This window comes from Biostraticola tofi, assembly GCF_004343195.1.
In the GTDB taxonomy this organism is placed as follows: domain Bacteria; phylum Pseudomonadota; class Gammaproteobacteria; order Enterobacterales; family Enterobacteriaceae; genus Biostraticola; species Biostraticola tofi.
Genome location: NZ_SMCR01000001.1, coordinates 336,539 through 349,565 on the forward strand (window position 1 = coordinate 336,539; position 13,027 = coordinate 349,565).

A 13,027-nucleotide genomic window follows, 5' to 3' on the forward strand; every position below is an offset into this window, starting at 1 on the left:
AATACGTCGGCTATCGGCGGCCCTGAGCCCTTTTAGGCGTTGCTGCCGATTGAAACCCCGGCTGGTAACGCGCAATGGATAAATCGTCATAGGCTATGTCGGCGGTCCTGCCGCTGATGATATCTGCCAGCAGCCTGCCGGATCCGCAGGCCATGGTCCAGCCCAGGGTACCGTGCCCGGTATTGAGCCAGAGATTATCCAGTGGTGTGGCGCCGACCAGCGGCGTGCCGTCTGGCGTCATCGGACGCAGACCGCTCCAGAAGGTGGCTTGCTCGACATGTCCGCCGCCGGGGTAAAGATCTCTGACCACCATTTCAAGCGTATCGCGGCGCGCACGTACCAGGTCCGTGTTATAACCGACAATTTCAGCCATGCCGCCGACGCGGATACGCCGGTCAAAGCGAGTAATGGCAATTTTATAGCTTTCATCAAGAACGGTTGAGACGGGGGCCGCATCGGCATCAGCGATAGGAATCGTCAACGAATAGCCCTTCAGCGGATAGACCGGAATCGGGACCAGATCATTTAGCATGCCGGTAGACCATGAACCCAGCGCCATTACATAGGCATCGGCTTGCAACACCTGGTCACCACATGTGACGCCGGTAATCCGATCGCCGGTGCGAATCAGCCCTGTTATATCGCACTGGTAGCAAAACTCGACGCCGATATCCGCCGCCATAGCGGCAAGATGGCGGGTGAACAGCTGACAATCACCGGTCTCATCATTAGGCAGTTGGAGGCCACCGGTCAGTTTATGCGCCACCCCGCTTAACGCGGGCTCCACGTCTTTTAGCTGCTCAGCCGTCAGCAATCGATATGGCACACCTTCATCACGCAAAACGGCAATATCCCGGGACGCGTTCTGATATTGTTTTTCAGTCCGAAACAGTTGAAGGGTGCCGCCCTGACGGCCTTCATAGTTAATACCCGTTTCACCACGCAAGGCCTTCAGGCAATCCCGGCTGTATTCCGCCAGCCTGACCATCCGGCTTTTATTAATATAATAATGCGTGCTGTCACAGTTGCGCAGCATCTGCCACATCCAGCGAAATTGCTCCGGATTGCCATTTAGCCTGACCGCCAGCGGCGCATGGCGTTGGAACATCCATTTAATCGCTTTAAGGGGCACGCCCGGTGCTGCCCAGGGTGCCGCATAGCCCGGAGATATCTGGCCGGCATTGGCGGCGCTGGTTTCAAGGCCGGGGCCTGGCTGACGGTCAAGTACGGTGACCTGATGACCCGCCCGGGCCAGATACCAGGCACTGGCGACCCCAATCACCCCACTTCCCAAGATCATAACGTGCATACTTAAGCCAGCCTCTCCGGTAAAGGTATCCATAAGACAGAGGGCAAATCTTCCCCTGTCGATTATCAGGGCATTGAAGACAATGCATTAAATACTTTCAGACCGCATGATATCAATAGCAAACTGAAAAAACTGCCGCAATCAGCGGATCTGACTTTTCGTGCTGCAAAAAGCCCGCATTTACCGACGTTTACCACAGCCAAATCGCCTAGTGCCAGTCACATGATTTTAATATTGCACTACGATTAAATATAGGACAGCATGATCATGTACTGTCTGTAACGATGAGGTGCGCTGATGACGATTTCCATGAATGAAAAAGTAAAGGCTACAGCTTGTCTAAACGATGGACCCGATTGGACGTTTGAACTGCTCCAGGAATATCTGGCGGAAATAGACCGTGTAGCCAAGCATTACCGGCTCGATACCTATCCCCATCAGATTGAAGTCATCACCTCAGAACAGATGATGGACGCGTACTCAAGCGTTGGGATGCCGATTAACTATACCCATTGGTCGTTCGGCAAGAAATTCATAGAAACCGAGCAGCGTTATAAGCACGGACAGCAAGGTCTGGCTTATGAAATCGTCATAAATTCCAATCCCTGCATCGCTTACCTGATGGAGGAAAATACCATGACCATGCAGGCGCTGGTCATGGCGCATGCCTGCTACGGGCATAACTCGTTTTTCAAAAACAATTACCTGTTCCGCAGCTGGACCGATGCCAGTTCCATCGTCGACTACCTGATCTTCGCCCGAAATTATATCAGCCAGTGTGAAGAACGATTCGGTGTTGAACAGGTTGAACAGTTGCTGGATTCCTGCCACGCCCTGATGAATCACGGCGTTGACCGCTACAAGCGACCGCAGAAGATTTCACTGCAGGAAGAGAAGTCACGCCAGCAGAGCCGGGAAGCCTACCTGCAAAGCCAGGTCAATGAGCTATGGCGTACCTTGCCCCGGCGTGAAAAGGAGGAAGCGCCCTATCAGGCCAGCCGTTATCCCAGCGAGCCCCAGGAAAATCTGCTCTATTTCATGGAAAAAAACGCGCCGCTTCTGGAGTCCTGGCAGCGTGAAATTCTGCGTATCGTGCGCAAGGTAAGCCAATATTTTTATCCGCAGAAGCAGACTCAAGTGATGAACGAGGGTTGGGCGACCTTCTGGCACTACACTATCCTCAATCATCTTTATGACGAGAATAAAGTCAGCGATCGCTTTATACTGGAGTTTCTGCATAGCCATACCAATGTCATCTATCAGCCGGCCTATAACAGCCCATATTATAATGGCATCAATCCCTATGCCCTGGGATTTGCCATGTTCCAGGATATCAAGCGTATCTGTGAGTCGCCGACCGAAGAGGATCGCTACTGGTTCCCGGATATAGCGGGCAGTAACTGGCTGGATACCCTGCATTTCGCTATGCATAACTTCAAGGATGAAAGCTTCATCAGTCAGTTTTTATCGCCAAAAATCATGCGTGATTTCCGTCTTTTTACCGTGCTCGATGATGATCACAACAACTATCTGGAAATTTCGGCTATTCATGATGAGGCAGGCTATCGGGCAATCCGTCAGGAGCTATCGCAACAATATAATCTCAGTAACCTGGAGCCGGACATACAGATCTGGAATGTCGACCTGAGGGGCGATCGTTCACTGACCCTGCGCTATACCCCGCAAAACCGGGCGCCGCTGGCCAGCAGCCGTCGCGAAGTGATGAAGCATATTCATCGGCTGTGGAGCTTTGATGTTTATATGGAACAGGTTAATCAGGACGGCAGCGTGGAGCTGATAGAACGTTGTCCCCCCAGAACCATGCCGCTTTGAAAACCCATCGCGAGGGTCTGCAGCGGACAGGGAGGTCCACTGGGCAATATTATCGACCGCCTGCGGCCAAATCGCTGGGGAGGGTTGACTCCATGCTGCGCCACAGCGCCCCACTCTCAATGCCATAGCGGCGGACCAGTTCTATCACCTGTTCATAAAGCCCCTGCCGACAAAGCACCGCCAGATGAGCATAAAAATGGCGGGCCAGCTCACGCGCCTGCGGGTTGGAAAAATAATATCTTCCGGCGCGCAGATAGAGGCCTTTTAGACCATTGAGTATCAGGCCATAAATCGGGTTGCCTGACGCAAACGCCAGTCCGCGGAAAATGCGATAGTCCATCTCAGTGAACGCATCAGCTTCTTCTTCTGCCTGAACTGCCTGAGCCAGCACATCCTGAGCTTTTTCGGGGTATAGACGCACCGCCATACGAATGAAGATGGAAGCAATGCTGGTGCGAACAGATAATAAATTATCGATCAATTGCGACAAGTTAGCCTGATCAAGGCGGGCTACGGTTTCCAGGATATTCAGGCTGGAGGTTTCCCAGACATCATTGACCCGTGTGGGTTTGCCATGCTGTATTTTAAGCCAGCCATCGCGGGCCAGCCGCTGCAAAACTTCGCGCAGGGTGGTGCGGGTGACGCCGATAAGGTCGGACAGCTCACGCTCGGCGGGAAGGATGGAGCCCGGAGGAAAGCGGCTGTTCCAGATGCTTTCAATGATGTATTCTTCTGCGAAACCGGCAGGACTTTGCGCCTTGATGACCATAGTATGTTCCGTAGCGGGATTATTGAGCAGAAAACGGGTCAATCATAACAGAGAAGCCCTGAGGTATAAATAAATCTTAACGTATTCGTATCTTACTGTGCTCCCAGAAAAAAAGAGGATGGTATCTGAGAATAATTCATTTAAACTGCGGGTTTGAAAGCAACTGATATGGATAATAAGTATGTTGCAATTTTTCAATAGCTGCTCAAAAGGGCGAGGTGCCTGGCTACTGCTGGCATTGACCGCCTTCGCCCTTGAGTTGGTGGCTCTTTATTTTCAGCATGTCATGTTATTAAAGCCGTGTGTATTGTGCATTTATCAACGATGCGCACTGTTTGGCGTAATGGGCGCTGGCTTGGTAGGGGCTTTTGCGCCTTCAACACCGCTACGTTTCGCCGCCATCGGCATCTGGCTTTACAGCGCCTGGGAAGGCTTGAGACTGGCGATGCAGCACACGGATATCCAGCTCAATCCGTCTCCTTTCGTCACCTGTGATTTTTTTGTCAGCTTTCCAACCTGGCTGCCGCTGGATAAATGGCTGCCGTCAATCTTCAGCGCCGAAGGCGATTGCGCCCAGCGGCAGTGGAGTTTTATGTCGCTGGAAATGCCGCAATGGATGATCATCATCTTCGGCGCCTTCCTGCTCATCGGGGCCATCGTGCTTATCGCCCAACCTTTCACTCGCCCTAAGCGGGATTTGTTCAACCGTTGATTTTAGACCGACCGGTCGTCAGTTTTCCCAGACCCGGTCGGGATGATTCATGATATGGTCTTCCCAATCGACAACTTCACTTTCATGCACCGCTATATGGCGTACCGAGATACGTTTGCCGTGCATGGCCGCTTTCGAGCCCGTCAACAATGGATGCCAGTCCGGCAGCGGTTTACCTTCACCTTGCAAACGGTAAGCGCAGGTGGGCGGCAGCCAGTCGAAAGTGGTCAGATTTTCCCGCGTCAGTTTGATGCAGTCGGATTCGAATTCAAAACGCCGCTCATAGTGCCGGCATTGGCAGGTTTTGATATTGAGCTGATTGCAGGCAACGTTGGTGAAGTAAATCTGCTCGGTGTCTTCATCAATCAGTTTATTCAAGCAGCAGCGGCCACAGCCATCACATAATGACTCCCATTCCTGGTCAGTCATTTCTTCCAGCGTTTTCGTCTGCCAGAACGGCGGTTGGCTCATCAGCGTTTCCAGTTAAATAAAGTCGGGGGGACTATATAAATCGTTCGCCGCCAGGATGCAAATATTTTTGCCGCACTCAGACCAGTAGGCGGCAAAAAAACAGCTTCAAATCACCCGAGTCGTTATCTGCTGGGTATTCAGGGATAGCGTCAATGCATCGCCAGAGGTCAGTTTAGCCACACCCTCAGGCGTCCCGGTCAGAATGATGTCGCCGGGCCGCAGGGTGAAATAGCGGCTCATGTAGGCGATAAGCGGCAATATAGGCGTAATCATATCGCGGGTATTACCCTGCTGACGGAGTTCACCGTTTACCGTAAGCGATAGCTCGGCCTGCTGAGCATCGCCAAATTCCGACACCGGTATAAAGCCGGAAATCGGGCAGGAGCCATCAAAACCCTTGGCTTTTTCCCAGGGTTGACCCGCTTGCTTGAATTTGGCCTGCAGTTCACGCAGCGTCAGATCAAGGGCGACGCCATAACCGGCGATGGCTCGCGCCACGTGATCTTCATCCGCCTGTTTGAGCGGCAGACCGATCAATATCGCCAGCTCGACTTCGTGATGCACTTCGCCGTCATGCTGGGGAATCGCCAGCGGCTGGCGAATATCGCACAGGGCGGTTTCCGGTTTGATAAACAACACCGGCTCAGTAGGGGTGGCGCTGCCCATTTCTTTAATGTGATTACGATAATTGCTGCCGACGCACACCACTTTATTCACCGGAAAATCAAGTAAGGAACCTTGCCAATCTCTATGTTGATACATGCCCTGCTCTCCTGACAGTGAGTTATAAGACCGCGTGATAGAAATAGATCACCTTGCCATACAGTAGTCAGTGCGGCATTTGATTACAACGACAAAGAAGTAATTTCATCAGACATTAAACCAATGCTAAGTGCAAAATAGAGCGAACGATTCCAATGCATCAGGGTACGGAAATTGGCATTGACCATAAAAGCCCGCCCCTGAAGATCATCAGGGATAATAATCCACGTCGGATTATCGATTTCTTTAAGGGGAGTGCCGTCTGGCTGAGTGACGCCTCGTACTTTCCACTGATGAGCCGTTCTGGCCTGCGAGTCCTTGAGACCGGCGCTTTCCAGCGGAAAACCGGCCGGCAATTTAACTTCCCTTCCCCAGCCGATGCCGGGTTGCCAGCCCTCGGTGTGCAGGTAATTGGCGGTGGAGGCAAACACATCCGGCAACGACGCCCAGATATCAGCTTTACCGTCTTCGTCGCCATCGACGGCATATTTCAAATAGGACGATGGCATAAACTGCGTCTGCCCCATGGCACCGGCCCAGGAGCCTTTCAACTTATCAAGCTCAATATGACCACCATCGACTATCTTCAGGGCGGCAAACAGCTCTTGACGGAAGAAGGCTTCCCGACGCCCTTCAAAAGCCAGTGTAGCCAAAGCGGAGATCACATCTTCTCTGCCCTGTATCTTGCTGAAGCTGCTTTCCATGCCCCAAAGAGCAATGATGATGCTTGCCGGCACTCCTGTCTGCCGGCTTAACGGGCCGAGCGCTGACGCGTGCAACGCCAGCATCTCCCGGCCCTTCTGTATCCGCGGTTGGGGCAATACACGCTGCAGATAGTCATCCAGAGTTATTTTTTTTTCCGGCTGGTTTCGATCAGACAGCACCGCGTGCTCGATAAAATGGACCCCGGCGAACGCCTATTCAACCACCCGGGCTCTGATGCCGAGGGCCAGCGCCTGCGCCTTCAGTTGCTCGACATAAGCCGGAAACGCCGCCGCATCCGGATACTGCGGTTTATCCTGGTCCGGCGCTGTATTGCCAGGCGCGGCGGCAAGGGTAGTCGAAGACAGTAAGCCGGCCACTAGCAGGACACTACAAACCCTTAAAACAGAGCGGGATAATGTCACTGATAAACTCCTCTGAGCCCACGGTTATTTATTGGCGACACAATATGAAAGACAGCATAGCCGACAAAAGGCATAGTGGATTAATGATCAGTAATATTATCGATTATTATGCGCCGACAATAAATTGGTGATCGGGGGAGGTAATTGCAGATAAAAGCCTTGTTCAGTCAGCGCGTCTTTTACTTTGTTCACATCTGCCGAGGCTAATTTTTTACTGCCATCCAAAGGTAGCAGCATTGAAAGCACAGGTTTGCCGAAGTGTTTCAATAAATCAGGCGGGACGCGGGAAAAATCGTCCTTCTTTTCGATGAAAAGGTATGTCTGGTCCTGTTTGGTACTTCGATAGATCACACAAAACATATTTTTTACTCTTTTTACTTTAAATGGTGTCTTGCCTGTATATAGCTGTGACTATAACATGTTTGAAGTGCTTCGGAATATCGCCTCCCGGTAGCGTACCGGGAAAATACACGTGCTAAGACTGAGTCAGGATAGATGTCACAAACGCCCATTGAGTTGAAAGGCAGTAGTTTTACTTTATCGGTAATTCATGTTCATGACGCGAAACCTGAGGATATTCGTCAGGCATTACAGCAAAAAGTTGAACAGGCGCCGGCTTTTTTTAAAGACGCGCCGGTAGTTATCAATGCTTCAGCATTAACCCGTGATACTGACTGGTCTTCATTGACACTGGTATTCAGAACCGCAGGACTGCACGTTGTCGGCGTAAGCGGCTGCAAGGATGCCAACCTTAAAAAGGCGATTATCAAAAGCGGCCTGCCTTTGCTGTCGGAAGGCAAGGCGCAGGCTCATTCCGCCGCCGCGCCTGAAAAGCCGCTGGCGGCAAAAACGCGTCTGGTAGATAGCCCGGTGCGTTCCGGACAGCAGATTTATGCGCGAAACAGCGATTTGATTGTCACCAGCAGCGTCAGTGCCGGCGCTGAGCTCATTGCTGATGGCAATATACACGTTTATGGCATGATGCGCGGACGGGCGCTGGCGGGGGCATCAGGCGATGCACAATGCCAGATTTTCTGCACCCATCTGTCGCCGGAACTGGTTTCAATTGCCGGTCAGTACTGGCTAAGCGATCAGATTCCGGCAGAGTTTGCAGGTAAGGCAGCCAGGCTTACCCTGCTCGATAATATCCTGACCATTCAACCTTTAAATTAAGCCCTTGACAAGGAATCCTTTTATGGCACGCATCATAGTTGTTACTTCGGGTAAAGGGGGCGTAGGCAAGACCACATCAAGCGCAGCCATTGCCACCGGCTTAGCACGTAAGGGCAAAAAAACGGTGGTAATCGATTTTGATATCGGTCTACGTAACCTTGATCTTATCATGGGCTGCGAGCGCCGCGTCGTCTATGATTTCGTTAATGTCATCCAGGGCGATGCCACGCTTAATCAGGCGCTTATTAAAGATAAGCGCACCGATAACCTGTATATCCTGCCCGCTTCGCAGACCCGTGACAAAGATGCTCTCACCCGTGAAGGCGTCGAGAAAATCCTGGCCGATCTGGCCGAAATGAACTTTGATTTCATCGTCTGCGATTCCCCTGCGGGCATTGAAACCGGTGCGCTGATGGCGCTCTATTTTGCTGACGAAGCCATTATTACCACTAACCCGGAAGTCTCGTCGGTTCGTGACTCGGACCGTATCCTCGGCATTCTTTCATCCAAATCCCGCCGCGCTGAGAATGGCGAAGATCCGATTAAGGAGCATCTGTTGCTTACCCGCTACAACCCGGGTCGCGTTAACCGTGGCGATATGCTCAGCATGGAAGATGTGATAGAAATTCTTCGCATTCCTCTGGTAGGTGTGATCCCTGAAGATCAGTCAGTATTGCGTGCGTCCAACCAGGGCGAGCCAGTCATACTTGACGCGGAGTCTGATGCCGGCCAGGCCTATGCAGACATGGTCGATCGCCTGTTAGGAGAAGAACGCCCCTTCCGCTTCATTGAAGAAGAGAAGAAGGGATTCCTGAAACGCCTATTTGGGGGATAATAAACCATGGCCTTACTCGACTTTTTTCTCTCCCGTAAAAAAACGACAGCCAATATAGCCAAGGAACGGCTGCAGATTATCGTCGCAGAGCGTCGCCGGGGGGACAGCGAACCCCACTACCTGCCGCAGCTGAAGCGCGATATTCTTGAGGTAATCTGCCGCTATGTGCAAATAGATCCGGAAATGGTCTCGGTACAGCTTGAGCAGAAAGAGGGAGATATCTCGATACTTGAGCTTAATGTTACGCTGCCAGAAGCGGAAGAAAGCGCTAAATAAGCCCTAGCCAATAGCCTGCCCCTGCAGTCATGCAGTCATGCAGTCATGCAGTCATGCAGTCATGCAGTCATGCAGTCATGCAGTCATGCAGTCATGCAGTCATGCAGGGGCAGGCTACGGCAGGGCTTATTGCTGTTCCGGCGTCTTTACGGCTCCTTGCAGCAGTCCAGTGAGCATATCTCCCATCAATGCGCCCCGCCAGCCACTGACCAGTTCAGGTTCTCGCGCTGCCTCGGTCAGCCCCCAGTGATTGCTCAGCAGCTGATTTATCTGCCGGCGTGATGCCAGTAACTCAACCGACAGGCCGGTTTGCTGGCTGACCAGGGCTATCTGCTCTTTGATGCGCTTGAACACCTGACGATAGCCGGTGTGATCGACAAGATTCAACACCGGTTCCGGCAGAGCGTCATCGGCTAGCGCCTCGGCTTCCTGTACCAGGGCCACCAGAGTGTTGCCGTGATAGCGGATTTCAGGCCCGCTCAGGCCGAGTTTATCAAGCTCAGCCAGCGAGCCGGGCATGAAGCGCGCCACCTGCCACAGATTTTCCTCGCGCACGACGAAATTGACCGCCATATCCCGCTCGCGCGCTTTGCGCAACCGCCATGCGGCCAGCTTTTGCAGGCAGGCCAGCTGTCGGGTCCGCAATTGCCAGGCATGGGTGATATCCCGGTAGGCCAGCTCGGGACTGACCGTGTCCTGGCGGCGCAGGCAGATAGCGTCGCATTCCTGCCGGGCCGCCGTCATCCAGCCTGCCTGTTCTGTTTCAGCCAGCAGTTTTTCCGCCATCGGCAACAGCCAGTAAACGTCAGCGGCAGCGTAGCTGCACTGCTTCTCACTCAACGGACGCGCCAGCCAGTCAGTACGCGATTCACTTTTATCCAGCGCTACCTGGTGGTATTCCAGCACCATAGCCGCAAAGCCGCGGGATAATGGTTTCCCGGTAAAAGCCGCCAGGACCTGGGTATCGATCATCGGCACCGGCAACTGGGAAAAAGCATGCAGGAATACTTCCAGATCCTCGCTGCAGGCATGCAGGATCTTGACCACCGCGCTGTCAGCCAGCAAGTCGATAAACGGCTGCCAGTCGGTTATCGCCAGCGGATCGATTAAAGATAGATTGACCCCATCGAATAATTGAATCAGACCCAGTTGAGGATAGTAGGTTCGAGTACGAACAAATTCGGTGTCCAGCGCGATTCTGGGAAATTGACGAGCTTGCTCACAAAGCGTCTGTAATTGGCCGTCCTGAGTGATTAATTGATAATTTAGCACTGCATTCTCTTACGTGAGTCTATTAAAAATAACAACGTCGGCCTGTCCGGCGTTAAATAAATACTGCCCGCGGCAAGGGCGGTTTAAAGCGTTTTAAGACTTTGCTGTCCGACCGATTGGCTGCGCAATTGCTTGCGTAGTACTTTTCCCACCGCCGACAATGGCAGCGCATCGCAAAATACAATCATTCTGGGAACTTTATATCCGGTCAGGTAGCGTCGGCAGTAATTCACCAGTTCATCGCCGGTCAATGACGGGTCTTTTTTGACCACCACCAGCTTTATCGCTTCACCCGTATTATCGCAGGGAATACCAATCGCGGCAGCCTCGCTAACTTTAGGATGGCGATTGACAACCGCTTCGATTTCATTGGGATAAACATTGAAACCCGATACCAGAATGATATCTTTTTTGCGATCGACGATATGGAAAAAACCGTCCGAGTCCACTGTAACGACATCGCCGGTAGAAAGCCAGCCGTCTTTGAGCACCTCAGCGCTGGCCTCAGGCTGACGCCAGTAGCCGGCCATCACCTGCGGCCCACGCACCAGCAATTCGCCTGGCTGGCCCGCGGCAACGGCATTGCCCGCATCGTCGACCACCCGGATATCGGTAGAAGGGATCGGCAGGCCGATACTGCCGCTGTAGCACTGTAGATTATGGGGATTGCCGCTTACCAACGGCGAGGCTTCGGTAAGCCCATACCCCTCAAGCAGATGACTGCCGGTTAACGACTGCCAGCGTTCAGCCACCGTTTGCTGAATCGGCATACCGCCGGCGACCGAAAGCTTGAGCGATCTAAAATCAAGGCGGGTAAATGCCTGATTATTCAGCAGGGCCCGGTAAAGGGTATTGACGCCGGAAATAGCGGTAAAAGGCTGACGGCGAAGCGTCTTCACCAAGCCGGGAATGTCACGGCCGTTGGTAATCAGCAGGTTGCAGCCGCCCATTTCGACAAACAGCAGGCAATTCACTGCCAGCGCAAAAATATGGTAGAGCGGCAGCGCCGTTACCATGGTTTCATTGCCGGCCTGCAGCAAAGGACCATAGGCGGCTTTGATCTGGGCCACATTGGCCAGAATATTGCGATGGGTCAGCATGGCGCCTTTGGCCAGCCCGGTCGTTGCGCCGGTATATTGCAAAAACGCCAGATCGCTGCTTTTCACCGGCGGCGGCGCATATTTTAGCCGGCTGCCGATCGCCAGCGCCGTTTTCCAGGCGACGGCCGTTGGCAAATGATAGTCCGGCACCCCTTTTTTCAGGTATTTTACCACCGCCGACATCAGCAGGCCTTTAAGACCGGGCAGTTCATCGCCGATTTCAGTCACAACGATATGACGGACATCGCTCTGTTTGACCACCGCAGCCAAGGTATGCGCAAAGTTGGCATTGACGATAATTGCCGCCGCACCGCTGTCGTTCAGATGATGGGCCAGCTCGGCGGGCTTGTAGAGCGGATTGATGTTAACTACCGTCATACCGGCGCGCAGGATGCCGAACAGGGCCACCGGATACTGCAGCAGATTAGGCATCATAAGCGCTATCCGCGAGCCGGCCGGCAGCTTTAAGTGCTGAAGATAGGCGGCAAAAGCGCGGCTTTTGCTGTCCAACTGCCGATAAGTCAACACACGACCGAAATTGATAAATGCCGGTCGATCGGCAAAACGCCGCACGACATGATCAAATTGATCAACCAATGAACTGTAGGTATCAGGATTGATGTGGGCCGGCACATCCTCCGGGTAATGACTGAGCCAGTTTTTTTCCATCGGCAGAGTGCTTTGGGTGACCGGTAGTTTCATTATCCTTTCGCATCCAGGCCATGGTTGACTGCGCTAAAGCCTTCCCGATGGCCAATGCCAGCGGGAAGGCGATACCGGGATTATTCAGCAAGAATGGTTTCAACGTCAGCGGGGCCATAATAATTATTCCAGCCCGGTCCCCAGCCTGGGCCATAATGGCCGTTCCAGCCCCAGGGCGAAACGGGCGGCCCCATCGGCGGCATCACTTGCTGGGTCAGGCGCCAACGTTTAAAGGCATTGGCCTGAACCACCACATAATTGTAGTCCGCCTGGCCGATAGTGCCTTTTTCACTGCCGGTAATCGGGCCGACAACCGTCACCCATTGATTTGTAAAATCGACCGGGTCGAGAAATCCGTTTACGTAGGCCACCAGCCGCCCTATCGATCCCTGGTGCAGCAGGGGTCTGGCGCTCTGGTCAAGATTGGACGCGGCGATTTCCAGCCGGGTACGGCCGTTGAGGTTAGTCACCTTGACCACTTTCCCCCCCATGCGGGCCTCCTGGCCCATATATAACTGCGGGGCATTCATTACCCGGACCAGATCATCCTGCGGCGTGGGGGATGTCCCGCGAATAGATTCAGGGACCGTGACACAACCGGCTAACGCCAACGCCGACATCAGTGCCGAGGCCTGGACAAATTTACGCAAACTTCGGTACATAGCAAGATGGTTACTCATGTTGCG

General features: G+C 53.0%; 13 protein-coding genes and 1 pseudogene. 5 read left to right on the forward strand and 9 right to left on the reverse strand.

Annotated features, from left to right (window positions below):
* Nucleotides 1-10: 10 nt before the first annotated feature.
* Nucleotides 11-1,309, reverse strand: coding sequence for a D-amino acid dehydrogenase (locus EDC52_RS01500; protein WP_131863492.1), 1,299 nt, complete (start codon nucleotides 1,307-1,309; stop codon nucleotides 11-13).
* A gap of 297 nt (nucleotides 1,310-1,606) precedes the next feature.
* On the opposite strand from EDC52_RS01500, the gene EDC52_RS01505 reads away from it, so the two are divergent.
* Nucleotides 1,607-3,142 (forward strand): SpoVR family protein, encoded by a 1,536-nt coding sequence (locus tag EDC52_RS01505; protein ID WP_131863493.1) that lies wholly within the window; start codon nucleotides 1,607-1,609, stop codon nucleotides 3,140-3,142.
* A gap of 49 nt (nucleotides 3,143-3,191) precedes the next feature.
* Here the strand turns inward: EDC52_RS01505 and fadR are convergent, their stop codons facing one another.
* The gene (fadR, locus tag EDC52_RS01510; protein WP_131863494.1) at nucleotides 3,192-3,911 is read right to left on the reverse strand and encodes a fatty acid metabolism transcriptional regulator FadR; all 720 of its coding nucleotides are present in this window, start codon (nucleotides 3,909-3,911) and stop codon (nucleotides 3,192-3,194) included.
* 181 nt (nucleotides 3,912-4,092) lie between these two features.
* On the opposite strand from fadR, the gene dsbB reads away from it, so the two are divergent.
* Nucleotides 4,093-4,623 (forward strand): disulfide bond formation protein DsbB, encoded by a 531-nt coding sequence (gene dsbB, locus EDC52_RS01515; RefSeq protein WP_131863495.1) that lies wholly within the window; start codon nucleotides 4,093-4,095, stop codon nucleotides 4,621-4,623.
* A gap of 18 nt (nucleotides 4,624-4,641) precedes the next feature.
* On the opposite strand, the gene EDC52_RS01520 is transcribed toward dsbB, so the two are convergent.
* The 4 genes and pseudogenes from EDC52_RS01520 to EDC52_RS01535 all read right to left on the reverse strand — a co-directional run bounded on the left by EDC52_RS01520 (nucleotide 4,642) and on the right by EDC52_RS01535 (nucleotide 7,343).
* Nucleotides 4,642-5,094, reverse strand: coding sequence for a YcgN family cysteine cluster protein (locus EDC52_RS01520; RefSeq protein ID WP_131863496.1), 453 nt, complete (start codon nucleotides 5,092-5,094; stop codon nucleotides 4,642-4,644).
* Nucleotides 5,095-5,199: 105 nt separating this feature from the next.
* Nucleotides 5,200-5,856 (reverse strand): fumarylacetoacetate hydrolase family protein, encoded by a 657-nt coding sequence (locus EDC52_RS01525; RefSeq protein ID WP_131863497.1) that lies wholly within the window; start codon nucleotides 5,854-5,856, stop codon nucleotides 5,200-5,202.
* A gap of 83 nt (nucleotides 5,857-5,939) precedes the next feature.
* A pseudogene (locus EDC52_RS01530) lies at nucleotides 5,940-6,983 on the reverse strand (lytic murein transglycosylase).
* A gap of 96 nt (nucleotides 6,984-7,079) precedes the next feature.
* A complete protein-coding gene (locus tag EDC52_RS01535; RefSeq protein ID WP_131863498.1) occupies nucleotides 7,080-7,343 on the reverse strand; it encodes a YcgL domain-containing protein in 264 nt (87 codons plus the stop codon).
* Nucleotides 7,344-7,478: 135 nt separating this feature from the next.
* On the opposite strand from EDC52_RS01535, the gene minC reads away from it, so the two are divergent.
* The 3 genes from minC to minE are packed head-to-tail and all read left to right on the forward strand — an operon-like array spanning nucleotide 7,479 to nucleotide 9,267.
* Complete coding sequence (gene minC, locus EDC52_RS01540) at nucleotides 7,479-8,156, forward strand: septum site-determining protein MinC (protein ID WP_131863499.1); 678 nt, start codon at nucleotides 7,479-7,481, stop codon at nucleotides 8,154-8,156.
* 22 nt (nucleotides 8,157-8,178) lie between these two features.
* On the forward strand, nucleotides 8,179-8,991 hold the full coding sequence (minD, locus tag EDC52_RS01545) for a septum site-determining protein MinD (RefSeq protein ID WP_131863500.1): 813 nt from the start codon (nucleotides 8,179-8,181) through the stop codon (nucleotides 8,989-8,991).
* 6 nt (nucleotides 8,992-8,997) lie between these two features.
* Nucleotides 8,998-9,267 (forward strand): cell division topological specificity factor MinE, encoded by a 270-nt coding sequence (gene minE, locus EDC52_RS01550; RefSeq protein ID WP_131863501.1) that lies wholly within the window; start codon nucleotides 8,998-9,000, stop codon nucleotides 9,265-9,267.
* A 126-nt stretch (nucleotides 9,268-9,393) separates the two neighbouring features.
* Here the strand turns inward: minE and rnd are convergent, their stop codons facing one another.
* The 3 genes from rnd to EDC52_RS01565 all read right to left on the reverse strand — a co-directional run bounded on the left by rnd (nucleotide 9,394) and on the right by EDC52_RS01565 (nucleotide 13,021).
* Nucleotides 9,394-10,539 carry a ribonuclease D gene (gene rnd / locus EDC52_RS01555; protein WP_131863502.1) on the reverse strand — a complete coding sequence of 382 codons (1,146 nt, stop codon included), beginning with the start codon at nucleotides 10,537-10,539 and terminating at the stop codon, nucleotides 9,394-9,396.
* 83 nt (nucleotides 10,540-10,622) lie between these two features.
* Nucleotides 10,623-12,308: a long-chain-fatty-acid--CoA ligase FadD gene (fadD, locus tag EDC52_RS01560; protein ID WP_131864073.1), complete on the reverse strand. Its 1,686-nt coding sequence runs from the start codon at nucleotides 12,306-12,308 to the stop codon at nucleotides 10,623-10,625.
* A gap of 113 nt (nucleotides 12,309-12,421) precedes the next feature.
* Nucleotides 12,422-13,021, reverse strand: coding sequence for a Slp family lipoprotein (locus tag EDC52_RS01565; protein WP_131863503.1), 600 nt, complete (start codon nucleotides 13,019-13,021; stop codon nucleotides 12,422-12,424).
* Nucleotides 13,022-13,027: the final 6 nt, after the last annotated feature.

Coding starts and splice junctions, on each gene's coding strand:
- EDC52_RS01500 (WP_131863492.1), bottom strand. CDS start 1,309: ATGCACGTTATGATCTTGGGAAGTGGGGTGATTGGGGTCGCCAGTGCC.
- EDC52_RS01505 (WP_131863493.1), top strand. CDS start 1,607: ATGACGATTTCCATGAATGAAAAAGTAAAGGCTACAGCTTGTCTAAAC.
- fadR (WP_131863494.1), bottom strand. CDS start 3,911: ATGGTCATCAAGGCGCAAAGTCCTGCCGGTTTCGCAGAAGAATACATC.
- dsbB (WP_131863495.1), top strand. CDS start 4,093: ATGTTGCAATTTTTCAATAGCTGCTCAAAAGGGCGAGGTGCCTGGCTA.
- EDC52_RS01520 (WP_131863496.1), bottom strand. CDS start 5,094: ATGAGCCAACCGCCGTTCTGGCAGACGAAAACGCTGGAAGAAATGACT.
- EDC52_RS01525 (WP_131863497.1), bottom strand. CDS start 5,856: ATGTATCAACATAGAGATTGGCAAGGTTCCTTACTTGATTTTCCGGTG.
- EDC52_RS01535 (WP_131863498.1), bottom strand. CDS start 7,343: ATGTTTTGTGTGATCTATCGAAGTACCAAACAGGACCAGACATACCTT.
- minC (WP_131863499.1), top strand. CDS start 7,479: ATGTCACAAACGCCCATTGAGTTGAAAGGCAGTAGTTTTACTTTATCG.
- minD (WP_131863500.1), top strand. CDS start 8,179: ATGGCACGCATCATAGTTGTTACTTCGGGTAAAGGGGGCGTAGGCAAG.
- minE (WP_131863501.1), top strand. CDS start 8,998: ATGGCCTTACTCGACTTTTTTCTCTCCCGTAAAAAAACGACAGCCAAT.
- fadD (WP_131864073.1), bottom strand. CDS start 12,308: ATGGAAAAAAACTGGCTCAGTCATTACCCGGAGGATGTGCCGGCCCAC.
- EDC52_RS01565 (WP_131863503.1), bottom strand. CDS start 13,021: ATGAGTAACCATCTTGCTATGTACCGAAGTTTGCGTAAATTTGTCCAG.